24 protein-coding genes are annotated in these 23,529 nt (G+C 56.8%); 7 read left to right on the top strand and 17 right to left on the bottom strand.

The features are described from left to right. Window positions 1-24: 24 nt before the first annotated feature. The 3 genes from C3406_RS21255 to ppiA all read right to left on the bottom strand — a co-directional run bounded on the left by C3406_RS21255 (window position 25) and on the right by ppiA (window position 1,465). Window positions 25-627 (bottom strand): putative adenosine monophosphate-protein transferase Fic, encoded by a 603-nt coding sequence (locus C3406_RS21255; protein ID WP_103824827.1) that lies wholly within the window; start codon window positions 625-627, stop codon window positions 25-27. Next, window positions 617-784: a YhfG family protein gene (locus tag C3406_RS21250; protein ID WP_103177289.1), complete on the bottom strand. Its 168-nt coding sequence runs from the start codon at window positions 782-784 to the stop codon at window positions 617-619. Before C3406_RS21250 ends, C3406_RS21255 begins: the two co-directional genes overlap by 11 nt. Before the next feature lie 108 nt (window positions 785-892). After that, complete coding sequence (gene ppiA / locus C3406_RS21245) at window positions 893-1,465, bottom strand: peptidylprolyl isomerase A (RefSeq protein ID WP_103824826.1); 573 nt, start codon at window positions 1,463-1,465, stop codon at window positions 893-895. Window positions 1,466-1,743: 278 nt separating this feature from the next. On the opposite strand from ppiA, the gene tsgA reads away from it, so the two are divergent. Next, window positions 1,744-2,928, top strand: coding sequence for an MFS transporter TsgA (tsgA, locus tag C3406_RS21240; RefSeq protein ID WP_103824825.1), 1,185 nt, complete (start codon window positions 1,744-1,746; stop codon window positions 2,926-2,928). 3 nt (window positions 2,929-2,931) lie between these two features. Here tsgA and C3406_RS21235 read toward each other — a convergent pair whose 3' ends face one another. Continuing rightward, the gene (locus C3406_RS21235; protein WP_103824824.1) at window positions 2,932-4,248 is read right to left on the bottom strand and encodes a cytosine deaminase; all 1,317 of its coding nucleotides are present in this window, start codon (window positions 4,246-4,248) and stop codon (window positions 2,932-2,934) included. A 240-nt stretch (window positions 4,249-4,488) separates the two neighbouring features. Between C3406_RS21235 and nirB the strand changes: the two genes are divergently transcribed. From nirB to C3406_RS21210, 5 genes are all read left to right on the top strand, one after another. Further along, a complete protein-coding gene (gene nirB, locus C3406_RS21230) occupies window positions 4,489-7,032 on the top strand; it encodes a nitrite reductase large subunit NirB (protein ID WP_103824823.1) in 2,544 nt (847 codons plus the stop codon). After that, the gene (gene nirD / locus C3406_RS21225) at window positions 7,029-7,355 is read left to right on the top strand and encodes a nitrite reductase small subunit NirD (protein WP_103177294.1); all 327 of its coding nucleotides are present in this window, start codon (window positions 7,029-7,031) and stop codon (window positions 7,353-7,355) included. Before nirB ends, nirD begins: the two co-directional genes overlap by 4 nt. A gap of 156 nt (window positions 7,356-7,511) precedes the next feature. Continuing rightward, on the top strand, window positions 7,512-8,321 hold the full coding sequence (gene nirC / locus C3406_RS21220) for a nitrite transporter NirC (RefSeq protein WP_103177295.1): 810 nt from the start codon (window positions 7,512-7,514) through the stop codon (window positions 8,319-8,321). An 11-nt stretch (window positions 8,322-8,332) separates the two neighbouring features. After that, window positions 8,333-9,706, top strand: coding sequence for a siroheme synthase CysG (gene cysG, locus C3406_RS21215; protein WP_103824822.1), 1,374 nt, complete (start codon window positions 8,333-8,335; stop codon window positions 9,704-9,706). A gap of 134 nt (window positions 9,707-9,840) precedes the next feature. Continuing rightward, on the top strand, window positions 9,841-10,011 hold the full coding sequence (locus C3406_RS21210) for a YhfL family protein (protein WP_032614785.1): 171 nt from the start codon (window positions 9,841-9,843) through the stop codon (window positions 10,009-10,011). Between the two features lie 92 nt (window positions 10,012-10,103). On the opposite strand, the gene trpS is transcribed toward C3406_RS21210, so the two are convergent. The 12 genes from trpS to C3406_RS21145 form a co-directional block, all read right to left on the bottom strand. Then, window positions 10,104-11,108: a tryptophan--tRNA ligase gene (gene trpS / locus C3406_RS21205; RefSeq protein ID WP_103824821.1), complete on the bottom strand. Its 1,005-nt coding sequence runs from the start codon at window positions 11,106-11,108 to the stop codon at window positions 10,104-10,106. Further along, a complete protein-coding gene (gene gph, locus C3406_RS21200; protein WP_103824820.1) occupies window positions 11,101-11,862 on the bottom strand; it encodes a phosphoglycolate phosphatase in 762 nt (253 codons plus the stop codon). The genes trpS and gph overlap by 8 nt, the downstream gene beginning before the upstream one ends. Next, window positions 11,855-12,532 carry a ribulose-phosphate 3-epimerase gene (gene rpe, locus C3406_RS21195; protein WP_103824819.1) on the bottom strand — a complete coding sequence of 226 codons (678 nt, stop codon included), beginning with the start codon at window positions 12,530-12,532 and terminating at the stop codon, window positions 11,855-11,857. Before rpe ends, gph begins: the two co-directional genes overlap by 8 nt. 41 nt (window positions 12,533-12,573) lie before the next feature. Continuing rightward, window positions 12,574-13,386, bottom strand: a complete 813-nt coding sequence (gene dam / locus C3406_RS21190; RefSeq protein ID WP_103824818.1) for an adenine-specific DNA-methyltransferase — start codon at window positions 13,384-13,386, stop codon at window positions 12,574-12,576. 67 nt (window positions 13,387-13,453) lie between these two features. After that, window positions 13,454-14,722 carry a cell division protein DamX gene (gene damX, locus C3406_RS21185; protein WP_103824817.1) on the bottom strand — a complete coding sequence of 423 codons (1,269 nt, stop codon included), beginning with the start codon at window positions 14,720-14,722 and terminating at the stop codon, window positions 13,454-13,456. 92 nt (window positions 14,723-14,814) lie between these two features. Next, window positions 14,815-15,903 (bottom strand): 3-dehydroquinate synthase, encoded by a 1,089-nt coding sequence (aroB, locus tag C3406_RS21180; RefSeq protein ID WP_103177302.1) that lies wholly within the window; start codon window positions 15,901-15,903, stop codon window positions 14,815-14,817. 58 nt (window positions 15,904-15,961) lie between these two features. Further along, window positions 15,962-16,483 carry a shikimate kinase AroK gene (aroK, locus tag C3406_RS21175; protein ID WP_003861630.1) on the bottom strand — a complete coding sequence of 174 codons (522 nt, stop codon included), beginning with the start codon at window positions 16,481-16,483 and terminating at the stop codon, window positions 15,962-15,964. A gap of 296 nt (window positions 16,484-16,779) precedes the next feature. Next, a complete protein-coding gene (hofQ, locus tag C3406_RS21165; protein WP_476629946.1) occupies window positions 16,780-18,003 on the bottom strand; it encodes a DNA uptake porin HofQ in 1,224 nt (407 codons plus the stop codon). Beyond that, window positions 17,930-18,325, bottom strand: a complete 396-nt coding sequence (locus C3406_RS21160) for a HofP DNA utilization family protein (protein WP_103824815.1) — start codon at window positions 18,323-18,325, stop codon at window positions 17,930-17,932. Before C3406_RS21160 ends, hofQ begins: the two co-directional genes overlap by 74 nt. Beyond that, on the bottom strand, window positions 18,315-18,776 hold the full coding sequence (locus C3406_RS21155; RefSeq protein WP_103824814.1) for a HofO family protein: 462 nt from the start codon (window positions 18,774-18,776) through the stop codon (window positions 18,315-18,317). Before C3406_RS21155 ends, C3406_RS21160 begins: the two co-directional genes overlap by 11 nt. Further along, window positions 18,760-19,299 (bottom strand): PilN domain-containing protein, encoded by a 540-nt coding sequence (locus C3406_RS21150; protein WP_103824813.1) that lies wholly within the window; start codon window positions 19,297-19,299, stop codon window positions 18,760-18,762. Before C3406_RS21150 ends, C3406_RS21155 begins: the two co-directional genes overlap by 17 nt. Further along, entirely contained in the window at window positions 19,296-20,084 is a 789-nt protein-coding gene (locus tag C3406_RS21145) for a type IV pilus biogenesis protein PilM (protein WP_103824812.1), read from the bottom strand. The genes C3406_RS21150 and C3406_RS21145 overlap by 4 nt, the downstream gene beginning before the upstream one ends. 120 nt (window positions 20,085-20,204) lie before the next feature. On the opposite strand from C3406_RS21145, the gene mrcA reads away from it, so the two are divergent. After that, entirely contained in the window at window positions 20,205-22,757 is a 2,553-nt protein-coding gene (mrcA, locus tag C3406_RS21140) for a peptidoglycan glycosyltransferase/peptidoglycan DD-transpeptidase MrcA (RefSeq protein ID WP_103824811.1), read from the top strand. A gap of 38 nt (window positions 22,758-22,795) precedes the next feature. Here mrcA and nudE read toward each other — a convergent pair whose 3' ends face one another. Continuing rightward, complete coding sequence (nudE, locus tag C3406_RS21135; protein ID WP_039031517.1) at window positions 22,796-23,356, bottom strand: ADP compounds hydrolase NudE; 561 nt, start codon at window positions 23,354-23,356, stop codon at window positions 22,796-22,798. Window positions 23,357-23,529: the final 173 nt, after the last annotated feature.

Genomic DNA, 23,529 nt, shown 5'->3' with positions numbered 1-23,529 from the left:
TCCTGAAAAAATGGCCGCCCTATTCTACTCAGTTTCCCCGGCTTCGCTTACCACTTTACGGAAGATTGCGTTCAACGCGCTCAGATCCCCCATCGCACCGCTCTGGTTGGCCTGCGCCCACTCTTCCGGGTCGATACCGCGCCAGTCAAGCTGATAGCCCGCATGGATCGCCAGCTGCTCAAAGAAGATGCGCTGAACAATACCATTGCCGATGCGGAACGGATGCAGGACGTTGATCTCGCAATAATAGTGGCTGAGGCGGTTAATGAAGTCCTCTCTCTCCAGCCCGACGAGATATCCCTCCTCCTCCAGATCCTGCATCAGGGCATTGCCCTCTTTTTCGATGTAGGCGAAGTGGCAGAAGCGAGTATCGCCCTGATAAATATCCATCTCACGAATATCACCCGCCCAGTCGAAGATATCCTGATAGATATGCTGATGAATGGCGCACAGATGTGGGAGGCCGCGCAGCAGTGGCCCTAGCCCCAGGGTTGCCGCTCGCAGCGCGGTGAATTCATACGCCGCCTGCGCCAGACGCTCCGCCTGGCGGATGCCCAGCCGGTTACGCATGACATTCAGCCCGGGATAGAGATAGGGATCGCGATCGTTGCCGTATTTATCGCTCATACTGCCTCCTGAGCTCCTCAAGACGCAGTTCTGCCTCGTCGGCATTGAGCGTGACTAATGGACTATCGACGCCTTCAAGTCGGCGACTGGCCTGAAAATTCGCGTTTCGTTGTTGTTCCCAAAGACGGGATTTTTGCTTATCAGTGAGTTTTTTCACCTTTTTCCTCCCTGCTTGTGCCCGTGTTGCCACAAGTATAAGCAGCAAACTGCGGTTTCGCAGGGAGGTAAAGGTAACGCGGGCAAAACTTGCCCGCGCCATTACGCATTAAGGCAGGACTTTCGCAGAGAGGATAACTATCGGTTTTGACGGCACATTCTGGTAAGGACCGACGTCGTGCGTCTGTACCTGAGAAATTTTATCGGCCACATCCATGCCTTTCACAACTTTACCAAACACCGCATAGCCAAAATCACGCTGGCCATGGTCGAGGAAGGCGTTATCCGCCACGTTGAGGAAGAACTGACTGGTTGCGCTGTCTTTATCGGCGGTACGGGCCATGGAGATGGTGCCGCGGGTGTTACGCAGGCCGTTATCCGCTTCGTTCTTGATTGGCGGGTTTGGCTGCTTCTGCTGCATCTGCTCGTTGAAGCCGCCGCCCTGCACCATAAAGCCTGGGATCACACGGTGGAACGTGGTGCCGTTATAAAAACCGCTGTTGACATAATCGAGGAAGTTTTTCACAGAAACGGGAGCTTTCTGGCTGTTCAGTTCCAGCTCAATGTTGCCGGCAGAGGTGGTCAACAGAACGTGCGGGTCTCCTTTCGCTGCCAGCGCAGCAGGAGAGAGGGCTGAAAGAGCGAGTACAGCCGCGACAGCCGCCAGGGTTGATTTGAGCATGAGAATTCCTTAACAAAGCGCAGTAAAGAAAGCGAATGGCTTGATTCTAAAGAGCAGTATGAACGTAGGCCAGCCCTTTACCTAATTTTACCTATTTGAAACAGATGTAACCGTCCGGCAAAGTCATGCCAGCGACCTTAACGTGATTAATATCACCCTTTTTTATGCAATGAATGATTAATTTGTCCTAAAAGATTTAATTAGATCACATTCACGATTAAAATCTGGCCGCTCGCAGCGCAGTCAACGCGCTTTACACTTCTATTCACAGGCCAGTCATGACTAACAGCAATCGTATCAAGCTCACATGGATCAGCTTCTTCTCCTACGCCCTCACCGGTGCGTTGGTAATTGTCACCGGGATGGTGATGGGAAATATCGCAGACTATTTCAACCTGCCCGTTTCCAGCATGAGTAACACCTTCACCTTTCTTAACGCCGGGATCCTGATCTCCATTTTTCTCAATGCCTGGCTGATGGAAATCGTCCCGCTGAAAACTCAGCTGCGTTTTGGCTTTGTATTGATGGTCCTTGCCGTGGCGGGTCTGATGTTCAGCCACAGCATCGCCCTGTTCTCCGCCGCCATGTTTGTGCTGGGTCTGGTCAGCGGCATCACCATGTCCATCGGGACATTCCTCATCACCCACATGTATGAAGGCCGCCAGCGCGGCGCGCGACTGCTCTTCACCGACTCCTTCTTCAGCATGGCAGGGATGATCTTCCCGATTGTGGCCGCCGCGCTGCTGGCCCGCAGCATTGAGTGGTACTGGGTCTACGCCTGCATTGGTCTGGTCTACGTGGCGATCTTTATTCTGACCTTCGGCTGTGACTTTCCGGTTCTGGGCAAAAAAGCGCAGACCACCAGCGAGCCGGTGGTGAAAGAAAAATGGGGGATTGGCGTCCTGTTCCTCTCCGTCGCCGCCCTCTGCTACATCCTGGGCCAGTTGGGCTTTATCTCCTGGGTACCGGAGTATGCCAAAGGTCTGGGGATGAGCCTGAACGATGCCGGTAAGCTGGTGAGTGACTTCTGGATGTCGTACATGTTCGGCATGTGGGCGTTCAGCTTTATCCTGCGCTTCTTCGATCTGCAGCGGATCCTCACCGTGCTGGCGGGTGTCGCCACCGTGCTGATGTACCTCTTTATTAACGGCTCCCCGGAGCAGATGCCGTGGTTCATTTTGACGCTCGGCTTCTTTTCCAGCGCCATTTACACCTCGATCATCACTCTGGGCTCCCTGCAGACCAAAGTGGCCTCGCCGAAGCTGGTTAACTTCGTGCTGACCTGCGGCACCATCGGCACCATGCTGACCTTCGTGGTGACCGGCCCGATTGTGGCGCACAAGGGCCCGCTGGCAGCGTTACACACCGCCAATGGTCTTTATGCCGTGGTATTTGTGATGTGCCTGGTGCTGGGCTTCGTCACCCGCCACCGCCAGCATAACGCGGCGGCAGTGTCGCACTAATCCTTACGCCCCTTTGCGCTCAGTGAAGGGGCTGTTTTTGGTAAAGCATACCTCTTCTCCACCGCTGTCCATCTGCACCCAGGTCTGGGCTAACTGCGTGGCGGCAATGACCCTGCCCTGACGAATCGACCAGCGCACCGGCACCTGACAACGCACCGCCTCAAAGCCACTTTCCGCGGGCAGAATCACCAGATTCGCCGGATTCCCCGTCGCAATACCGTAATCGCTCAGCCCAAACGTTCTGGCGCTGTTATGGGTGATCAGGTTAAGTCCGCTATCAATTTGCTGATACCCCATCATCTGACAGACATGCAGCCCCATATGCAGCACCTGCAACATATTGCCGGTGCCCAGCGGATACCACGGATCAAACACGTCGTCATGACCGAAGCAGACGTTGACGTCCGCCTCAAGCAGCTCCTTCACGCGGGTAATGCCGCGCCGCTTCGGATAATCATCAAAGCGCCCCTGCAGGTGGATATTCACCAGCGGATTGGCCACAAAGTTAATCCCGGAGAGCTTCAGCAGACGAAACAGCCGCGAAGTGTAAGCCCCGTTGTAAGAGTGCATGGCGGTGGTGTGGCTGGCAGTGACGCGCGAGCCGATCCCGGCCTCATACGCCAGTGTCGCCACCGTTTCGACAAACCGAGACTGTTCGTCGTCGATTTCATCGCAGTGAATATCCAGCGGCCGGTCGTACTTCTTCGCCAGTTCAAAGGCGATATGCAGGGACTGGACGCCATACTCCCGGGTGAATTCGAAGTGCGGGATGGCGCCCACCACATCCGCCCCCAGCTTTAAGGCCTCTTCCAGCAGCGCCGCGCCATTCGGGTAAGAGAGAATCCCTTCCTGCGGGAAGGCCACAATCTGCAGCGTCACCCACGGGGCGACCTCCTGCTTCACTTCCAGCATCGCTTTCAGGGCGGTCAGCGTCGGGTCGGAGACATCCACATGGGTGCGCACAAACTGGATGCCGTTGGCGATCTGCCACTTCAGGGTTTTCCAGGCCCGGGCTTTAACATCCTCATGGCTGAGCAGCGCTTTGCGCTCTGCCCAACGCTCTATGCCCTCAAACAGCGTCCCGGACTGGTTCCAGTTCGGCTCACCTGCGGTCTGGGTGGTATCCAGGTGGATATGCGGTTCGATAAAAGGCGGAATGGCTAACCCTCCGCGGGCATTCAACACTTCATCGCTCTCAACCTGCTTTTCGCCCGTCGGGGTGATTTCGCCAAAACGACCGTTCTCAATAGCCAGCTGCCAAAAGCCGTCACGGCCCGGTAAACGAATGTTCTGAATAAGCCAAAGCGGTGCTGTAGACATCATATTCTCCCTAAGATGGGGGCTGAAATTCAGGAGTAGCTGAAATTAAAAATTAGCCTCCTGATTTGTACACATAATCATCGATTATGAAAAGCCTGCGATTTCCACGACTTATAAAAAACCTGACAAATCAGTTATCTACCCTATAAGGAGTAGTTGAAGGCGTATTTGATTTGCATCAATAAGCGCCGTTGCTGAATCGTTAAGGTAGGCAGTAATAGAAAAGAAATCGAGGCAAAAATGAGCAAAGTCAGACTCGCTATTATCGGTAACGGCATGGTCGGTCACCGCTTTATTGAGGATCTTCTCGATAAAGCCGATGCCGCCCAGTTCGACATTACCGTGTTCTGTGAAGAACCCCGTAAGGCGTACGACCGCGTGCACCTCTCCTCCTATTTCTCTCACCACACCGCCGAGGAGCTCTCTCTGGTGCGCGAAGGTTTTTACGAGAAACATGGCGTGAAGGTGCTGGTGGGCGAGCGCGCTATCACCATCAACCGTCAGGAAAAAGTGATTCATTCCAGTGCGGGACGCACGGTTTTTTACGACAAGCTGATCATGGCGACTGGCTCCTATCCGTGGATCCCGCCGATCAAAGGCTCGGAAACCCAGGACTGCTTCGTCTATCGCACCATTGAAGATCTCAACGCCATCGAATCCTGCGCCCGTCGCAGTAAACGCGGCGCGGTGGTCGGCGGCGGCCTGCTCGGCCTCGAAGCCGCTGGCGCACTGAAGAACTTAGGCGTTGAAACCCACGTCATCGAATTTGCCCCGATGCTGATGGCAGAGCAGCTTGACCACATGGGTGGCGAGCAGCTCAAACGCAAAATTGAGAGCATGGGTGTGAAAGTTCACACCAGCAAAAATACCAAAGAGATCGTGCAGGAAGGTATCGAGGCGCGTAAAACCATGCGCTTCGCCGACGGCAGCGAGCTGGAAGTCGACTTTATCGTCTTCTCCACCGGTATTCGCCCGCGCGACAAGCTGGCTACCCAGTGCGGCCTGGCGGTTGCCCAGCGTGGCGGCATCATGATCAACTCTACCTGCCAGACCTCCGATCCGGATATCTACGCCATCGGCGAGTGCGCCAGCTGGGAAAACCACGTCTACGGTCTGGTCGCCCCTGGCTACAAAATGGCGCAGGTCGCCGTTGACCATATCCTCGGCAATGAAAACGCCTTCGAAGGCGCGGACATGAGCGCCAAGCTGAAACTGCTGGGCGTGGACGTGGGCGGTATCGGCGATGCGCATGGCCGTACGCCAAACTCCCGCAGCTACGTCTATCTCGACGAAAGCAAAGAGGTCTATAAACGTCTTATCGTCAGCGAAGATAACAAGACCCTGCTCGGCGCGGTGCTGGTAGGCGACACCAGCGATTTCGGCAACCTGCTGCAGCTGGTGCTGAACGCTATCGAACTGCCGGAGAACCCGGATGCGCTGATCCTGCCTGCTCATGCGGCCAGCGGCAAACCTTCTATCGGTGTCGATAAGCTGCCCGACAGCGCGCAGATTTGCTCCTGCTTCGATGTCACCAAAGGCATGCTGATTTCTGCCATCAACAAAGGCTGCCACACCGTGGCGGCGCTGAAAGCGGAAACCAAAGCCGGTACCGGCTGCGGCGGCTGTATCCCACTGGTGACCCAGGTGCTCAACGCCGAGCTGGCGAAACAGGGTATCGAAGTGAACAACAACCTGTGCGAGCACTTCGCTTACTCTCGCCAGGAGCTGTACCATCTGATCCGCGTTGAAGGCATCAAATCCTTCGACGAGCTGCTGCAAAAACATGGCCAGGGTTACGGCTGTGAAGTGTGTAAACCGACCGTCGGTTCTCTGCTGGCCTCCTGCTGGAATGAGTATGTGCTCAAACCACAGCACACGCCGCTGCAGGACACTAACGACAACTTCCTGGCGAACATCCAGAAAGACGGCACCTACTCGGTGATCCCACGTTCTGCCGGTGGCGAAATCACCCCGGAAGGGCTGGTGGCGGTGGGCCGCATCGCCCGCGAATTTAACCTCTACACCAAAATCACCGGCTCCCAGCGTATCGGTCTGTTCGGTGCGCAGAAAGATGATCTGCCGGAAATCTGGCGTCAGCTGATTGAAGCGGGCTTCGAAACCGGTCATGCCTATGCCAAAGCGCTGCGTATGGCGAAAACCTGCGTCGGCAGCACCTGGTGCCGTTACGGCGTGGGCGACAGCGTCGGCTTCGGCGTCGAGCTGGAAAACCGCTACAAAGGCATTCGCACCCCGCACAAAATGAAGTTCGGTGTCTCCGGCTGTACCCGTGAATGTGCCGAAGCGCAGGGTAAAGATGTGGGTATCATCGCCACTGAGAAAGGCTGGAACCTGTACGTCTGCGGTAACGGCGGGATGAAACCACGCCATGCAGATCTGCTGGCGGCGGATATCGACCGTGAAACGCTGATCAAATACCTCGACCGCTTCATGATGTTCTACATCCGTACCGCGGACAAACTGACCCGTACCGCGCCGTGGCTGGATAATCTGGAAGGCGGCATCGACTACCTGAAGTCCGTCATCATCGACGACAAGCTCGGCCTGAACGCGACGCTGGAAGAAGAGATGGCTCGCCTGCGCGACGCCGTGATTTGCGAATGGACTGAAACCGTCAACACCCCGTCGGCGCAGGTTCGCTTCAAACACTTTATCAACAGCAACCAGCGCGATCCGAGCGTGCAGGTCGTGCCTGAGCGTGAGCAACATCGCCCGGCAACGCCATATGAACGTATTCCGGTCATGCTGGTGGAGGAAAACGTATGAGCCAGTGGGTCAACATCTGCAACATCGACGAGATCCTGCCTGCCACCGGCGTGTGCGCGCTGTTAGGTCATGAGCAGGTTGCCATTTTCCGTCCGCGCCACGACGAACAGGTTTTTGCCATCAGCAATATCGACCCGTTCTTCGAGGCCAGCGTGCTCTCCCGCGGGATCATCGCTGAGCATCAGGGTGAGCTGTGGGTTGCCAGCCCGCTGAAAAAGCAGCGTTTCCGCCTGAGCGACGGCCACTGTATGGAAGACGAAACCCGCTCCGTGAAGCACTATGATGTTCGCGTGAAGGACGGCAAGGTGCAGCTGCGAGGCTGATTGATACGGGGGTGCAACGCCCCCGCTATTTGTTTTGATTTTGATTTTGTAGGCCCGGCAAGCACAGCGCCGCCGGGCAGTTGCCGGATGGCGGAGCAAGCTCCTTATCCGGCCTACAACTTACTTATTCTTTCTTTCATTATTTTGGATAATCAAATGTTTACAGACACTATCAATAAGTGTGCGGCTAATGCTGCGCGCATCGCACGCCTCAGTAAAAATAGTCCCCTCGGTTTCTGGATCAGCTCCGCCATGGCGGGCGCCTATGTCGGCCTGGGGATCATTTTAATTTTCACTCTTGGTAACCTCGTCGATCCGTCTGTGCGTCCGCTGGTGATGGGCGCCACCTTCGGGATCGCTCTGACGCTGGTCATCATCGCTGGCTCTGAGCTGTTCACCGGTCACACCATGTTCCTGACGCTCGGCGTAAAAGCGGGCACCATCACTCAGGGCCAGATGTGGGGCATTCTGCCGCAGACCTGGCTCGGTAACCTGGTGGGCTCGGTGTTTGTCGCGCTGCTGTATAGCTGGGGCGGCGGAAGCCTGCTGCCGGTCGACACCAGCCTCGTGCACACCGTCGCGTTGGCAAAAACTACCGCCCCGGCGATGGTGCTCTTCTTTAAAGGCGCACTCTGTAACTGGCTGGTTTGCCTGGCTATCTGGATGGCAATCCGTACTGACGGCGCCGCGAAGTTCATCGCGATCTGGTGGTGTCTGCTGGCCTTTATCGCCTCTGGCTACGAACACTCCATCGCCAACATGACGCTGTTTGCCCTCTCCTGGTTCGGTCACCACAGCGAAGCGTACACCCTGTCAGGTATCGGCCATAACCTGTTGTGGGTAACGCTTGGCAATACCCTTTCCGGGGTTGTATTTATGGGTTGGGGTTACTGGTATGCTACCCCTAAAGCGGAGCGTCCGACTCCTGCAACCATCGCAACCGTTCAGGCGAAAGCCAACCAGTAAGAGGTAATGTCGTGGATCACCTGCCAATATTCTGTCAATTACGCAATCGTGACTGCCTGCTTGTAGGTGGTGGCGATGTGGCTGAACGCAAAGCCCGCCTGCTGTTAGACGCAGGTGCCCGACTTACCGTCAATGCCCTCGACTTTGCCCCGCAATTCACCGTGTGGGCGCAGGAAGGGATGCTCACCCTCGTTGAGGGTGAGTTCAACGAAACGCTGCTCGATACCTGCTGGCTGACCATCGCCGCCACCGACGATGATGCGGTTAACCAGCGCGTCAGCGACGCCTGTGAAGTTCGCCGAATCTTCTGCAACGTGGTGGATGCGCCGAAAGAGGCGAGTTTTATCATGCCGTCGATTATCGACCGCTCGCCGCTGATGGTCGCCGTCTCCTCCGGCGGCACCTCGCCGGTACTGGCGCGCCTGCTACGCGAAAAGCTGGAAGCCATTCTGCCGCAGCATTTAGGCCAGGTGGCCCACTATGCGGGGCAGCTGCGAAGCCGTGTGAAAAAGCAGTTTGCCACCGTAGGCGAACGTCGCCGCTTCTGGGAAAAATTCTTTGTGAACGATCGGCTGGCGCAGTCGCTGGCGAATCAGGATCACAAGGCCGTGGATGAAACCACCGAGCAACTGATCAATGCCCCGCTCGATCACCGGGGCGAAGTGGTACTGGTGGGCGCCGGTCCGGGCGATGCCGGCCTGTTAACCCTGAAAGGGCTACAGCAGATCCAGCAGGCGGATATCGTGGTCTATGACCGCCTGGTCTCTGACGACATTATGAACCTGGTGCGCCGGGATGCCGATCGGGTGTTTGTCGGCAAGCGCGCCGGTTATCACTGCGTTCCGCAGGAAGAGATTAACCAGATCCTGCTGCGTGAAGCGCAAAAGGGTAAACGCGTGGTGCGGCTGAAAGGCGGCGATCCCTTTATCTTCGGGCGCGGCGGCGAGGAGCTGGAAACGCTGTGCGAAGCGGGCATTCCCTTCTCGGTGGTGCCGGGTATCACCGCTGCTTCCGGTTGCTCCGCCTATTCCGGCATTCCGCTGACTCATCGCGATTACGCCCAGAGCGTGCGTCTGGTGACCGGCCACCTGAAAACCGGCAGTGAACTGGACTGGCACAACCTGGCCGCAGAGAAACAAACTCTGGTCTTCTATATGGGGCTGAACCAGGCGGCGACGATACAGGCGAAACTGCTGGAACATGGCATGGATGCGGAAATGCCGGTTGCGCTGGTGGAAAACGGCACATCGATTAAACAGCGCGTGGTCAGCGGCGTGTTAACCCAGCTGGGCGAGCTGGCGCAGCAGGTTGAAAGCCCGGCGCTGATCGTGGTGGGTCGCGTGGTGGCGCTGCGTGACAAACTCAACTGGTTTTCGAACCACTAAGCCAGGCTGAACATATTCCCCGCTAAATGAGTAGTCCTGTAATGGACTACTCCTCTCCTGACGCTGCCGATAACATACCTTCCGCGAAAGCACATTTTCTATATATTCCCTCAAGTTACAGACAAGGAAGCGTTATGTTCAAACTGGCAAAGATTGCCCTGGTTGCAGGCATCTTAACAACCCTGACGGCGTGCACTGGCCACGTGCAAAACACCAAAAATAACTGCAGCTACGATTACCTGCTCCACCCGGCGATCTCTATTTCCAAGATCATCGGTGGCTGCGGCCCGGCAGCAAATCAGTAATCGTTTCGCAGGCAATAAAAAAACCGGGAGATTCCCGGTTTTTTTATTTCCCGTAGGCCGGGTAAGGCGAAGCCGCCACCCGGCAAACAAGCTTAAGGCTTCGCCACAAACCCAATCGCTTCGTAGACCGCTTTCAGCGTTTCAGAGGCACGTGCGCTGGCTTTCTCGGCACCCTCTTTCATCACCTTCTGCAGGAAAGCTTCGTCATTGCGGAACTGGTGATAGCGCGTCTGCAGTTCGGTCAGCATGCCAGAGACCGCATCCGCCACTTCGCCTTTCAGATGGCCGTACATTTTGCCTTCGAAGTGCTGCTCCAGCTCCGGAATGGTGCGGCCCGTTACGCCAGAGAGGATATCCAGTAGGTTAGAGACACCCGCTTTGTTCTGCACGTCATAACGCACCACAGGCGGCTCATCTGAGTCAGTAACCGCACGTTTGAGCTTTTTAACCACCGATTTCGGATCTTCCAGCAGACCGATAACGTTATTGCGGTTATCGTCCGACTTGGACATCTTTTTAGTCGGCTCCAGCAGGGACATCACGCGGGCACCGGACTTCGGAATAAACGGCTCCGGCACTTTGAAGACATCACCATACAGCGCGTTAAAGCGCTGGGCGATATCACGACTCAGCTCCAGATGCTGCTTCTGATCTTCACCCACCGGCACCTGGTTGGTCTGGTACAGCAGAATGTCAGCGGCCATCAGCACCGGGTAATCAAACAGACCGGCGTTGATGTTTTCAGAATAGCGGGCCGATTTGTCCTTGAACTGGGTCATGCGGCTCAGTTCGCCAAAGTAGGTGTAGCAGTTCAGGGCCCAGCCCAGCTGCGCATGCTCCGGCACGTGAGACTGAACGAAAATGGTGCTTTTCTGCGGGTCGATACCGCAGGCCAGATAGAGCGCCAGCGTATCCAGCGTGGCCTTACGCAGTTTCTCAGGATCCTGACGCGCGGTGATAGCGTGCAGATCCACGATGCAATAAATGCAGTGGTAATCATCCTGCATGCCAACCCACTGACGCAGCGCACCCATATAGTTGCCAATGGTCAGTTCACCTGAGGGCTGTGCGCCACTAAATACGATGGGCTTAGTCATTTTTCAATTCCTGATTTTCACTGTGCGAAAGCCCGAGAACGGGCAACAAATCTTTGAAGTGGTCGAAGACAAAATCCGGCTCACTCAGCGTAATGGATTCACCATAGTTATAACCATAGGTCAGGCCAACGGAAGGGCAGCCTGCGGCCCTGGCAGCCAGAATATCATTACGCGAATCCCCCACAAAGAGTAGCGCTTCAGGCGTTAAGGATAATTTTCCTGCCACCAGCAGCAGCGGTTCGGGATGCGGCTTCTTGTTCTGCACATCGTCGCCACCGACAATAACCGAGAAATAGCGAGCGATATCCAGCGCTTCCAGCAGGGGGGCGACGAACGCCGTCGGCTTGTTGGTCACCAGCGCCAGCGGCAAACCCTGAGCATGCAGCGCGCTCAGCGTAGCGGCCACATCCGGGAACAGGAAGCTGCCCTCTTCCACCGTCTCTTCATAAAAACGGTTAAACAGCTTACGCAGGATACGCACCTGCTCTTCCTGGGGGATGTCTGCATCATCGACACTCGGTTTGCCCTGCGCCGCACGTTGAACAGCACGCTCCTGACGCGCCCAGGTCAGCGCGCGCTCCATCAGCACGTCGGCCCCGTTACCGATCCACGTTACCACACGTTCTTCGCCCGCCACCGGCAGTTCCAGCGCGTACAGCGCCTGATCGACCGCCGCGGTTAAACCCGGTGCGCTGTCCACCAGCGTACCGTCGAGGTCAAATGCAACACCTCGAATTGCCTGCAAATTATCCATGACTTACCTTCGCCAGTTCACTGCGCATTTCATCAATGACTTTTTTGTAGTCCGGCTGATCGAAAATAGCCGAACCCGCGACAAACATATCTGCCCCCGCCGCCGCGATTTCGCCGATATTGCTCACCTTCACGCCGCCATCCACTTCGAGGCGGATATCAAAGCCAGACTCGTCGATACGGCGACGTACTTCCCGCAGTTTATCCAGCGTATGCGGAATGAAAGACTGCCCGCCAAAGCCCGGGTTAACGGACATCAGCAGGATCACGTCCAGCTTGTCCATGACGTAATCCAGGTAGCTCAGCGGCGTGGCCGGATTGAAGACCAGGCCCGCCTTACAGCCGTGCTCTTTGATCAGCTGTAGCGTACGGTCAACGTGTTCGGAGGCTTCAGGATGGAAGGTGATGATGCTGGCTCCTGCGGCGGCAAAATCCGGCACGATGCGATCGACCGGTTTTACCATCAGGTGCACGTCAATGGGTGCGGTCACGCCATAATTGCGCAGCGCCTTCAGGACCATCGGGCCGATGGTCAGGTTAGGCACGTAGTGGTTATCCATAACGTCGAAATGAACGACATCCGCACCGGCAGCCAGTGCTTTCGCGGTATCTTCGCCCAGCCGGGCAAAATCAGCCGAAAGAATTGAGGGTGCAATCAAATACTGTTTCATCCGCATCTCCTTGAACTTTGTTTAACGGCGGGCGAAACGGCTCAGGGCAGATAGAGAGCCAGCAGTTCGTCCACCTTTTTACGTGTGCCGCCGTTGCTGCTGATGCTGCGCCGGACTTTGACCTGAAAATGCTTCGCGGCCTTGTACCATTCGCGCGTATCGGGCGTATCGTGATTCGAAATTAACACCGGGATACTTTTGCTGACCAGCTTTTCCGCCATCCCCGCCAGATGCGCCTGCTCGGCAGGACTAAAGCTGTTGGTGTGATAAGCGGTAAAGTTCGCCGTAGCAGACAGAGGTGCATACGGTGGATCACAGTAAACCACCGAATTGGCGTCAGCAAGGTTCATGCACTCTTCATACGAGAGGCAATGGAACTCCGCATTCTGCGCTTTTTCAGCAAAGTGATACAGCTCAGCCTGAGGGAAATAGGGGCGCTTGTAGCGTCCAAACGGCACGTTAAATTCACCACGCAGGTTATACCGGCACAGGCCGTTGTAACCGTGGCGATTAAGATAGAGGAACAGCAGCGCACGGCGGAACTTATCCTGGCACTGATTAAACTCAGTGCGATGCTGATAGTAAACGTCCGGGGTGTTGTTCTCTGGCGTAAAGAGCTTGCGCGCCTCATCGACGTACTCATCGGTACGCTCTTTTACGATTTCGTAAAGACTGATCAGGTCGCTGTTGATATCCGCAAGGATGTAGCGGGTGTAGTTGGTATTGAGAAATACCGAGCCCGCACCAACAAAGGGTTCGACAAGACACTCGCCGTCTGGCAGGTGTTTTTGAATATCATCGAGCAGGGGGTATTTCCCCCCTGCCCATTTCAAAAAAGCGCGATTTTTTTTCATGCTGACTAACTGATTACACCTTCTCCGGCTGTGGAGAAAGCTCCGACAGCATCCTGCGCTTCACAGATTACTTCAAATCGGACTGAACCTGACGGATCGGCTTCGCCCACGGATTTTTCGCCTGAACGTCGGCTGGCAGTGTGGCAACCGCGCGTTTTGCTTCGTCTTTCGATGAGTACACACCGCTTACCAGCACATACCATGGCTGACCGTTACGGGTGGTTTCGTAGACAACAAAGTTTTTCAGGTTCGATTTTTTCGCCCAGCCGTTGAGGTTGTCATAGCTGGAAGAGCTGCTCAGCTGCAACGTGTAGTTGGTGGACGGCGCAGACTTCAGAGAACTCACGTTCCCTGTCGATTTACCGGTGCTGGCAGAAGCCGCCGGGGCGCTCGCCGCTGGCGTCGATGCTGTTGCGGTCGGCGCTGGCGTTGCTTTCGGTGCCGTCGCGGTTGTTGCAGGCGCTTTCGCCGGGGCGCTGGTTGCCGTTTCAGTGTGCTTCGGCTGCGCGGCTGCTTTTGGCGCTTCTGCTTTCGCAACAGGCTGCGGCTTCGCTTCACGCTTCGGCTCAATCACCGCCTGCTTACGCTCCTGATGCTGCGCAGGTTTAGTCTGACGTGGCGCAGATTCTGCGGCCGCCGTCTGCTGTTGCCCGTTAGCACCACGGATTGGCGCCACGGTCGCAGGCTCGGTCGGCAGGGTGGAGTTTACCACCACGTTGTTAACCTGCTGCTCGCTCTGCGGCTGCGTCAGGGCGTTATTCAGATCGCCCTGAACCTCAACGCGCTGCTGGCCTTCAGGCGTAGCCGGAGACTGGCCCTGAGTCGGCGTGGAGGCAACAGGCGGCAGAGAGATCTCCTGCTGCGTATTCTCCGCGGAGGTGGCGCCTGGCGCTGGCTGCGAGCCATTTGCCTGGTCAGCAGCGCTGCCGGAAAGATCGATACTCTTCTCGCCGGAAGCAGTTTGTTCAGCAGGCGAGGTGGACGGGGCTTTCAGTGCGGAGCCGACGCCGATAATCAGCAGCAGCAGGACCAGCACACCCAGGCCCATCATAATATACTGGCGGGAAGCGGGCTTCGCCGCAGCGGCCTTACGCTTGCGCGGGCGACGCTGTACGGGCGCTTCGTCCATTGAATCATCTTCGGACTCATAATCCTCTTCTTCACGCTCGTCGCGGGCGGCGCGGCCACGCGAAGGACGAGGATCGTCATTGTCCAGATCGACCTCATCAAAGTTGATTTGCGGCTCGTTATCACGTTCTGAAGATTGGCGAGTACGACCAGTACGACGATCGCTGGGATCGGGTTTCAGCTCGTCTTCTGGTTTGAATTCATCCATTTAACACCCCACTAAAAGGCTTATGCCTACGACTTTGCACATCACCTGAAGCAAAATGGCTACGTATTACCGCAGCCGGACCTTTCTAATAGTTACGCTTGCTGGCAATCAGCAATAGCGCCAAGAACGACATCGTGCGGCACACCGCCACGAACTTCACTCTTTCCGATTGCAAGCGGGAGTACCAGACGCATCTCGCCTGCTAATACTTTTTTATCACGCATCATGTGCGGCAAATAGGCCTGGGCTGACATTTCGCGCGGCCCCGTCACCGGTAACCCGGCACGCTCAAGCAACGTGATAATGCGTTGTGTATCCGCCTTGCTGAACTGACCCAGACGCTCCGAGGTGCGAGCGGCCATCACCATCCCCGCCGCCACGGCCTCGCCATGCAGCCAGTTACCGTAGCCCATTTCGGCTTCGATAGCATGGCCATAGGTGTGCCCCAGATTCAGTAAAGCACGTAAGCCTGTTTCGCGCTCGTCTGCGGCAACCACTTCTGCTTTCAGCTCACAACAACGGCGAATACAGTACGCCATCGCCTGACCATCCAGGCGCAATAAGGCGTCCATATTCTCTTCAAGCCAGCTAAAGAACTCGCCATCGAGAATAATGCCGTACTTGATCACTTCCGCCAGGCCAGATGCCAGCTCGCGCTTCGGCAGCGTTTGCAGGCAGTCGAGATCCACCACCACCGACGCGGGCTGATAGAACGCGCCAATCATGTTTTTGCCAAGCGGATGGTTTACGGCGGTTTTGCCGCCAACAGAAGAGTCAACCTGCGACAACAGCGTGGTCGGGATCTGAATAAAACGAACGCCACGCTGATAGCTTGCCGCCGCAAACCCCGTCAGATCGCCAACAACACCGCCGCCTAATGCCAGCAGTGTTGTGTCGCGACCGTGTGGTTTTTGCAGTAATGCGGTGAAGACGGTATCAAGTACCGTCAGGCTTTTATACTGCTCGCCATCAGGCAGAATCACACTGTCGACCTTCACGCCAGCCTGTTCAAGCAGCTGACGTACGCGGTCGAGATAAAGCGGAGCCAGCGTCTCATTGGTGACCAGCATTGCCTGATCACCCGCTTTCAGTGGTAAGAAGGAAGCTGGGTCGTTAAACAAACCAGCCGCGATAGTGATAGGGTAACTCCGTTCACCGAGAGTGACTGTAATCCTCTCCATAGCGCGACATCCACCTTAAATACTTTTTACCCGTAGGCGAGTATATATAAAGCCAGAATCAGTTGCTTTCCAGCATATGAATAATCTGGTTTGCGACCACTTTAGCGCTCTGATCGTCTGTGCGAATGGTAACGTCAGCAATCTCTTCATACAGGGGATTGCGTTCATCAGCCAGCGCTTCCAGAACTTCACGTGGAGGCGTCTCAACCTGCAGCAACGGGCGTTTTTTATCACGCTGCGTACGCGCCAGTTGTTTTTCGATGGTCGTTTCGAGATAGACCACGACACCGCGGGCGGAGAGACGGTTGCGAGTTTCGCGAGATTTTACAGAGCCGCCGCCGGTAGCCAGCACAATGCCCTGTTTTTCCGTAAGTTCATTGATAACTTTTTCTTCTCGGTCACGGAAACCCTCTTCGCCTTCTACATCGAAGACCCAGCCCACATCAGCTCCGGTTCGTTTCTCAATCTCTTGATCAGAATCGTAAAATTCCATATTGAGTTGTTGAGCTAACTGGCGCCCAATAGTGCTTTTGCCGGCACCCATAGGCCCAACCAGAAAGATATTGCGTTTCTCTGCCATTTTTTCGGTACTACTAAGACTATTCGTTAATGGTAAACCCGCTTCGCCGACACCTGGCGTAACAGGACATGAACTGAAACCTCATATGCGATAGAGCGAGAGTCAGACTAAAAATTATCTCAATACTCCAGCTTGTTTGGCAACAGAATAAATCACCCTGCTTGCCGCTTAAGTTGTTAAGGTGTGAGATTGAGTAGGCTGATTCTCAAATCGGTACTCCTTGTATGCTAATTAATGCCCCACGTCAAACATCTGCAACAAACAGAATGCAAAATCACGTGGGGCGTTGCCGTATATCAGGGGGTCGTAACCAGACGAGGGGTGATAAAAACTACTAATTCCCGGCGCTCGTTGTCTTTACCCTGATGACGGAAAAACTGCCCCAGGATGGGGATACGGCTCAAGCCTGGCACATTTTCACTCCCGCTTTTATGTCTCTGAGAAAAAATTCCGCCTAAGGCCAGCGTTTCACCACTTTTGACCTCTACCTGGGTTTCGATCTCCTGTTTGTCTATCGTCATGGTTTCACTGTCGGCCTGCTTTAGCACCTGGCCCGGGCTGTTCTCGCTGATGCGCAGCTTCAGGCGTACACGTCCATTGGCCAGCACCACCGGAGTCACCTCCATGCCCAGCACCGCCTCTTTAAATTCCACCGACGTCGCGCCGCTCTCTCCGCTGGAGACCTGGTAGGGAATTTCACTGCCCTGTTTAATGCTGGCAGGCTGCATATGCGACGCCAGCAGACGCGGGCTGGCGATAATATCCACCTGCTGTTTTTGTTCCAGGGCGGAGAGCTCAATGTCCAGCAACCGGCCATTAATCCGGCCGATAGTGAAACCCACCTGCGTAGTGGCGGTGGTCACCGCAAGATCGCTGTTGAGTATCGTCAGCTCTCCGGGCTTACCAGGCTGCTGCGCCTGCGCCAGGCTCCACTTCACGCCCAGCTCCCGCAGGCTTTTTTCACTCATGCTGACAATGTGTGCCGCCAACTCGACCTGGGCTACCGGCAGATCCATCTGCTCCACCCAGTGCTGTAACGCATCCAGCGCAGCCCGGCTGTCGCGCACCAGCAGACGGTTAGTGCGTTTGTCCACCGCAAGGCTGCCTTTTGGGCTGAGGAGCTTTTCGGCAGCCTGCCTGAGATCGCCCGCATCCGCATAGGAGAGAGAAAAACTGCGCGCCTCCAGCGGCACACTGAGCTGACGCTTAGCGCGCTCCGCCTCTTTTCTGGCCTGCTGTTGCTGTTGCCAGGCGGCGCTGTGGATATAAAAGATGCCCTCCTGCTGGCGCATCACCAGCCCGGCGCTGGTCACCACCGTCTGTATCGCCTGTAACCAGGGCACCTTTTGCAGACGCAGAGAGACATTGCCGCTCACGTCCGGTGCGATAATCATATTGCGGTTCTCCTGCTCCGCCAGGGCCTGCAGAAGCTGGGCGACCGGCACATCATCCACGACCAGATTCACGGCCAACGGTTCCGCTGCCAGCGTCTGGCCGCCGATCAGCAGTAATGCCAACATCCCTCTTTTCATCCTGTTTCGTTCCTTGTCGTTGCCATCGCCATAACGGCGGTTCACACGCCTCAGACGTGTCGATGACCAACTCCTTTTCATTCAGCACCGTTACCTGCCAGCCCTGGGGCAGCGTGTCGCCGCGACGCACCCGCAACCAGCGGGACTTTTCATCCCTGACGATGCCTACCGGCACCGCGCCGGATACCAGCCCGGCATAACGCCACTGGCTCAGGGCTGCGTTGGGGCAGCGTGACACCGGAGCCTGAAACGGATCGCGCATACCGAGAAGAAGCGGCAGTAGAAGCAGTACGCCACGGCTAACCCGCATTCTGGCGCTCCAGTTGCAGGGTGAGGCGCAGCTTTTGCTGTTCTGGCTGGAGCGTAAAACGCGCCACCGCCACGTCGCGTTGGGCGAGAGTGGCAAACAGCCCGGGTATCTGCTCCCATACCGCCTCGACCACCAGTTCGCCTCCCGCATTGACGGGTTGCCAGCGCACCATGTGTAGCTCACCGGTATCGAACTCCAGCGGTGAAAAGGGGCGCAGCGCCACGGACGATGGCGCATCCTCAACGGGCGAGAGCTTACGCACCGCGGTCCATAAGCGGCCGTTGATCGCCGCGTCACGCGCGTGCTGAGCCTGGTGCGTGGCGAGCTGTTGCTGCTGCATGCGTAGCTGCCCCCCGAGTACACAGAGCAGCATCAGCCCTGAGCTGAGGCCCCAGCACAGCCAGCGCCAGCGCGGGGACAACGCGTACCAGAGGTCAGGAGGGATCCGCATCAGCCTCCTCCTTGCGGGTCAGCGCCCAGCTAAATTGCCAGCGCCCCTGTGCGTCCTGGCGCATCTCGCCGGGCGTGGTAGGGGTAAACCCCGGCAGCTGGCGTAGCGCCCTCTCCAGCGCCGCAAGCGCCGGTAACGTGGCGGCGTATCCACTCAGGGAGAGCGTAGAGTGCTGGAAACGAAGCTGCGCCAGCCATGCCTGCTCCGGCAGGGCGCGGGCCAGGGCGATGAGGATCGTCTGCCAGGCCTCCGTCTGCGCTTTTTTTTGCGCCCAAATCTGCCGTTGCTGGCGCTGAGCAATACGCGCCGTCCACTGCTTTTGCCGCTGCGCCAGCGCCTGCCTCAGCGCCCCATCGCTAGCCTGTCGCTGCGCGAAAACCTGCGCTTGCAGCGGGGCGTCGGCCCGCCGGGCGGTCCAGAGCCCCAGCGTTACCAGCAGCGAGCCGGTGAACAGCAAGCCCCAGAAGCGCAGGCAGTGGCGTTTTTGTTGCTGACGCCACGGCAGCAGGTTGGCCACGCTCATCGCGCATAGCCTTCCGTCGCCAGCGCTAACGCCAGTGCGACGCTAAAATCCGCGCCATTTTCAGGCAGCGGCGGTTGCCGGTGGGACAACACGTTCCAGGGGTCGAAACTGCGCATATCGCAGCAGGCGATCTCCTCCACCCCTAGCGCCAGCAGGGCTGCAAGGCTTTCAACATCGGGCGCCTCCGCCATCCCACGCCTGCCCCACTGGTGACGCATCGCCCATAGCCATTGATCCCGATCGCGCCAGGCAACGCACTGGGCAGGCGCGTGTACAAAAGGCAGAAAATGGGCCAGCGCCCCGGCATCGGGTGTGATCGCAGTCAGCCGCAGACGCAACACCCGGGCCAACTCCAGCAGCGTGGCGATCTCTTTATTTTGTGCCGCGGTAACCTGATACCCCTGGCTGAACGTATCTTCCGCATAATCAAAACGCAGGGCATCGGGTGCCATCTCCAGCTCGCGGCTCAAGGCCGCGCCAATCCAGGCCGTCTCCTCGCTGTCGCGCAGGGTTATCGCCGGGCGCGGAAAGGTGCGTTGCAGGGTGCGTGCGGCCGGAAAGGCAAGAAGTACCTGATGCTGGTAAGGCAGCCATTGCCGCCACTCGCGCAGCGCCGCAGCCAGTTGTTCGGGCTGAAGAATTTGCCCGTCGCGGATAATGCCCTCCGCCAGGGGGAGCTGCCACCAGCGGCGCAGCCCCCAGCCCGACTTTCTGCGTACCAGCGCGACGGCCAGCACCTTATCCTGTTGAATATGAACGCCTGTTCGCCATGTTTTAAATACCATGTTTCACGATCTCCTTATCGTCCGGGGGGATAACGGCTATATCAATGCTACAGGCTTGCCTTTATACTACCGCGCGATTGTTTAGAAACTGCCCAGTTCAAACTAAATGGGAAATCTCCAGTGAAGTTCGTAAAGTATTTATTGATCCTTGCAGTCTGTTGCATTCTGCTTGGAGCAGGCTCGATTTTTGGTTTGTACAAATATATTGAGCCGCAACTGCCTGATGTCGCTACGCTTCGTGACGTACGCCTTCAGATCCCGATGCAGGTTTATAGCGCCGATGGCGAGCTGATTGCCCAGTACGGCGAAAAGCGGCGTATCCCGCTGACGCTGAATCAAATTCCGCCAGTAATGGTGAAAGCCTTTATTGCCACAGAAGATAGCCGCTTTTATGAGCACCACGGCGTCGACCCGGTGGGGATTTTCCGTGCCGCAAGCGTGGCGCTCTTCTCCGGCCATGCTTCGCAGGGGGCGAGTACCATCACCCAGCAGCTGGCGCGTAACTTCTTCCTGAGCCCTGAAAAAACGCTGATGCGTAAGATTAAGGAAGTGTTCCTGGCGATCCGCATTGAGCAGCTGCTGAATAAAGATGAGATCCTCGAGCTTTACCTCAACAAGATCTATCTCGGCTACCGTGCCTATGGCGTGGGTGCGGCGGCGCAGGTCTATTTCGGTAAATCCATCGAACAGCTGACCCTGAGTGAAATGGCGACCATCGCCGGTCTGCCGAAGGCGCCTTCTACCTTCAACCCGCTCTACTCGCTGGATCGCGCGACAGCACGTCGCAATGTGGTGCTGTCGCGTATGCTGAGCGAGGGCTATATCAGCCAGACGCAGTACGATCAGGCGCGCAGTGAGGTGATTGATGCCAACTATCACGCGCCGGAAATTGCCTTCTCCGCCCCTTATCTCAGCGAGATGGTTCGCCAGGAGATGGTCTCCCGCTACGGCGAACAGGCCTACGAGGATGGTTACCGCGTTTACACCACCATCAGCCGCAACATCCAGCAGGGCGCGCAGCAGGCGGTGCGTAACAATGTAATAGATTACGATATGCGCCACGGCTACCGCGGCCCGTCAAACGTGCTGTGGAAGGTAGGTGAATCCGCCTGGAGCAGTAAAAAAATCACCGACACCCTGAAGCCGCTTCCGGGCTATGGGCCCTTCGTGGCGGCGGTGGTGACCCAGGCCAATCCGCAGGAAGCCACGGCGATGCTCGCCGACGGCACCTCCGTGTCGCTGCGGATGGAAGGGGTACGCTGGGCACGTCCGTATCGCTCTGATACACAGCAGGGCGCGACGCCACGCAAAGTGACCGACGTCGTACAGGTGGGCCAGCAAATCTGGGTGCGCCAGGTTAATGACGCCTGGTGGCTGGGGCAGATCCCGGACGTTAACTCGGCGCTGGTCTCTATCGACCCGCATAACGGTGCGGTTCTGGCGCTGGTGGGCGGCTTCGACTTCAATCAGAGCAAGTTTAACCGTGCCACTCAGGCGCTGCGTCAGGTCGGTTCCAATATCAAACCGTTCCTCTACACCGCGGCAATGGACAAGGGTCTGACCCTCGCCAGTATTCTCAATGACGTGCCGATCTCCCGCTGGGATGCCGGGGCCGGTTCCGACTGGCGGCCAAAAAACTCACCGGCAGAGTACGCCGGTCCGATCCGTCTGCGTCAGGGACTGGGGCAGTCGAAGAACGTGGTGATGGTGCGCGCCATGCGTGCCATGGGCGTCGATTATGCGGCGGAGTATCTGCAGCGCTTCGGCTTCCCGGCGCAGAATATCGTACATACCGAGTCGCTGGCGCTGGGCTCCGCGTCGTTTACCCCGCTACAGGTGGCCCGCGGTTATGCGGTGATGGCCAACGGCGGCTTCCTGGTCGATCCGTTCTTCATCAGCAAAATCGAGAACGATCAGGGCGGCGTACTGTTTGAGGCCAAGCCGAAGATCGCCTGTGCCGAGTGTGATATTCCCGTCATCTATGGCGATACGCCTAAGTCAGACGCGCTGAACAACCAGGACATGGAAGATGTCGCGATCTCGCAGGAGCGGCAAAATGCGGCGGTGCCGATGCCGCAGCTCCAGCAGGCGAACCAGGCTCTGGTCGCCCAGACCGGCGCTCAGGAGTACGCCCCGCACGTGATTAACACTCCGCTGGCGTTCCTGATCAAGAGCGCGCTGAACAGCAACATCTTTGGTGAACCGGGCTGGCAGGGTACAGGCTGGCGTGCCGGTCGTGATTTGCAGCGCAAGGATATTGGCGGCAAAACCGGCACCACCAACAGCTCCAAAGATGCCTGGTTCTCGGGTTATGGCCCGGGTGCGGTCACCTCGGTGTGGATCGGCTTTGACGATCACCGTCGTGATTTAGGGCGTACCACGGCCTCCGGGGCGATTAAAGATCAGATCTCCGGTTACGAGGGCGGAGCCAAAAGCGCGCAGCCCGCGTGGGATGCCTTTATGAAGATCGTTCTTGATGGCGTACCGGAAGAACCACTTACGCCACCGCCGGGCATCGTAACGGTCAATATCGATCGCTACAGCGGTCAACTCGCTAACGGTGGTAACAGTCGTGAGGAGTATTTCATCGAAGGTACGCAGCCAACGCATCAGGTGGTGCATGAGGTGGGTACAACGTTGATAGATAACGGCGAAACGCAAGAGCTCTTCTGATATGTCTCCCCCCTTCCCGGTGAAGGGGGGATTTTCCGCTACAGTCTTCCCTGCCCTTTCAGCCACTCCCGCACCAGAAACAGTGCGCTTACGTTCCGGGCTTCGTTAAAATCGGGCTCTTCCAGCAGATCCATCAGATGCGCCAGCGGCCAGCGTACCTGCGGCAGCGGCTCAGGTTCATCACCTTCCAGCGATTCAGGGTAGAGATCTTCCGCCAGCACGATATTCATTTTGCTGGAGAAATAGGAGGGGGCCATGCTGAGCTTTTTCAGGAAAGTAAGCTCCTTCGCACCAAAGCCCACCTCTTCTTTCAGTTCACGGTTGGCGGCTTCATAAACCGACTCGCCGGGATCGATAAGTCCCTTGGAGAAGCCCAGCTCGTAAGATTCCGTTCCCACCGCGTATTCACGGATCAGGATCAGATGCTCGTCGACAATAGGCACAATCATGACGGCTTCGCGTGTGGAGGGACGCATACGCTCGTAGACGCGGCGCACGCCGTTACTGAACTCCAGATCCACGCTCTCAACGTTAAACAGCCGCGATTTGGCGACAGTCTCAACATTCAGGATGGTGGGCTTTTGTAAGGGTTTGCTCATTTTGACGGGTCTTTGCTGGGTGAACAGACCTCATTGTGCGATATGCCGCACGGTTTCGGCAATGTCCTTCGCGGTTTATTTACATTTATGCAACTTAATCAGATTCATTACGCATTTCAACACAAAAGTCAATAGGTTGAAATTATTCCAGGAATTTGCTGATATTCCGCCAC

This window comes from Leclercia sp. LSNIH8 (assembly GCF_002920195.1).
GTDB lineage: Bacteria > Pseudomonadota > Gammaproteobacteria > Enterobacterales > Enterobacteriaceae > Enterobacter.
This window is presented reverse-complemented; position numbering and strand designations above follow the sequence as displayed.

Excerpts from the sequence above, each read along its gene's own strand:
- trpS (WP_103824821.1), bottom strand. The coding sequence starts at position 11,108 with ATGACTAAGCCCATCGTATTTAGTGGCGCACAGCCCTCAGGTGAACTG.
- C3406_RS21235 (WP_103824824.1), bottom strand. The coding sequence starts at position 4,248 with ATGTCTACAGCACCGCTTTGGCTTATTCAGAACATTCGTTTACCGGGC.
- tsgA (WP_103824825.1), top strand. The coding sequence starts at position 1,744 with ATGACTAACAGCAATCGTATCAAGCTCACATGGATCAGCTTCTTCTCC.
- gph (WP_103824820.1), bottom strand. The coding sequence starts at position 11,862 with ATGGATAATTTGCAGGCAATTCGAGGTGTTGCATTTGACCTCGACGGT.
- nirD (WP_103177294.1), top strand. The coding sequence starts at position 7,029 with ATGAGCCAGTGGGTCAACATCTGCAACATCGACGAGATCCTGCCTGCC.
- dam (WP_103824818.1), bottom strand. The coding sequence starts at position 13,386 with ATGAAAAAAAATCGCGCTTTTTTGAAATGGGCAGGGGGGAAATACCCC.
- aroK (WP_003861630.1), bottom strand. The coding sequence starts at position 16,483 with ATGGCAGAGAAACGCAATATCTTTCTGGTTGGGCCTATGGGTGCCGGC.
- C3406_RS21145 (WP_103824812.1), bottom strand. The coding sequence starts at position 20,084 with ATGGTATTTAAAACATGGCGAACAGGCGTTCATATTCAACAGGATAAG.
- aroB (WP_103177302.1), bottom strand. The coding sequence starts at position 15,903 with ATGGAGAGGATTACAGTCACTCTCGGTGAACGGAGTTACCCTATCACT.
- C3406_RS21255 (WP_103824827.1), bottom strand. The coding sequence starts at position 627 with ATGAGCGATAAATACGGCAACGATCGCGATCCCTATCTCTATCCCGGG.
- nirB (WP_103824823.1), top strand. The coding sequence starts at position 4,489 with ATGAGCAAAGTCAGACTCGCTATTATCGGTAACGGCATGGTCGGTCAC.
- damX (WP_103824817.1), bottom strand. The coding sequence starts at position 14,722 with ATGGATGAATTCAAACCAGAAGACGAGCTGAAACCCGATCCCAGCGAT.
- C3406_RS21150 (WP_103824813.1), bottom strand. The coding sequence starts at position 19,299 with ATGAGCGTGGCCAACCTGCTGCCGTGGCGTCAGCAACAAAAACGCCAC.
- C3406_RS21160 (WP_103824815.1), bottom strand. The coding sequence starts at position 18,325 with ATGCGGGTTAGCCGTGGCGTACTGCTTCTACTGCCGCTTCTTCTCGGT.
- rpe (WP_103824819.1), bottom strand. The coding sequence starts at position 12,532 with ATGAAACAGTATTTGATTGCACCCTCAATTCTTTCGGCTGATTTTGCC.
- nirC (WP_103177295.1), top strand. The coding sequence starts at position 7,512 with ATGTTTACAGACACTATCAATAAGTGTGCGGCTAATGCTGCGCGCATC.
- C3406_RS21155 (WP_103824814.1), bottom strand. The coding sequence starts at position 18,776 with ATGCGGATCCCTCCTGACCTCTGGTACGCGTTGTCCCCGCGCTGGCGC.
- C3406_RS21210 (WP_032614785.1), top strand. The coding sequence starts at position 9,841 with ATGTTCAAACTGGCAAAGATTGCCCTGGTTGCAGGCATCTTAACAACC.
- nudE (WP_039031517.1), bottom strand. The coding sequence starts at position 23,356 with ATGAGCAAACCCTTACAAAAGCCCACCATCCTGAATGTTGAGACTGTC.
- hofQ (WP_476629946.1), bottom strand. The coding sequence starts at position 18,003 with ATGTTGGCATTACTGCTGATCGGCGGCCAGACGCTGGCAGCGGAACCG.
- ppiA (WP_103824826.1), bottom strand. The coding sequence starts at position 1,465 with ATGCTCAAATCAACCCTGGCGGCTGTCGCGGCTGTACTCGCTCTTTCA.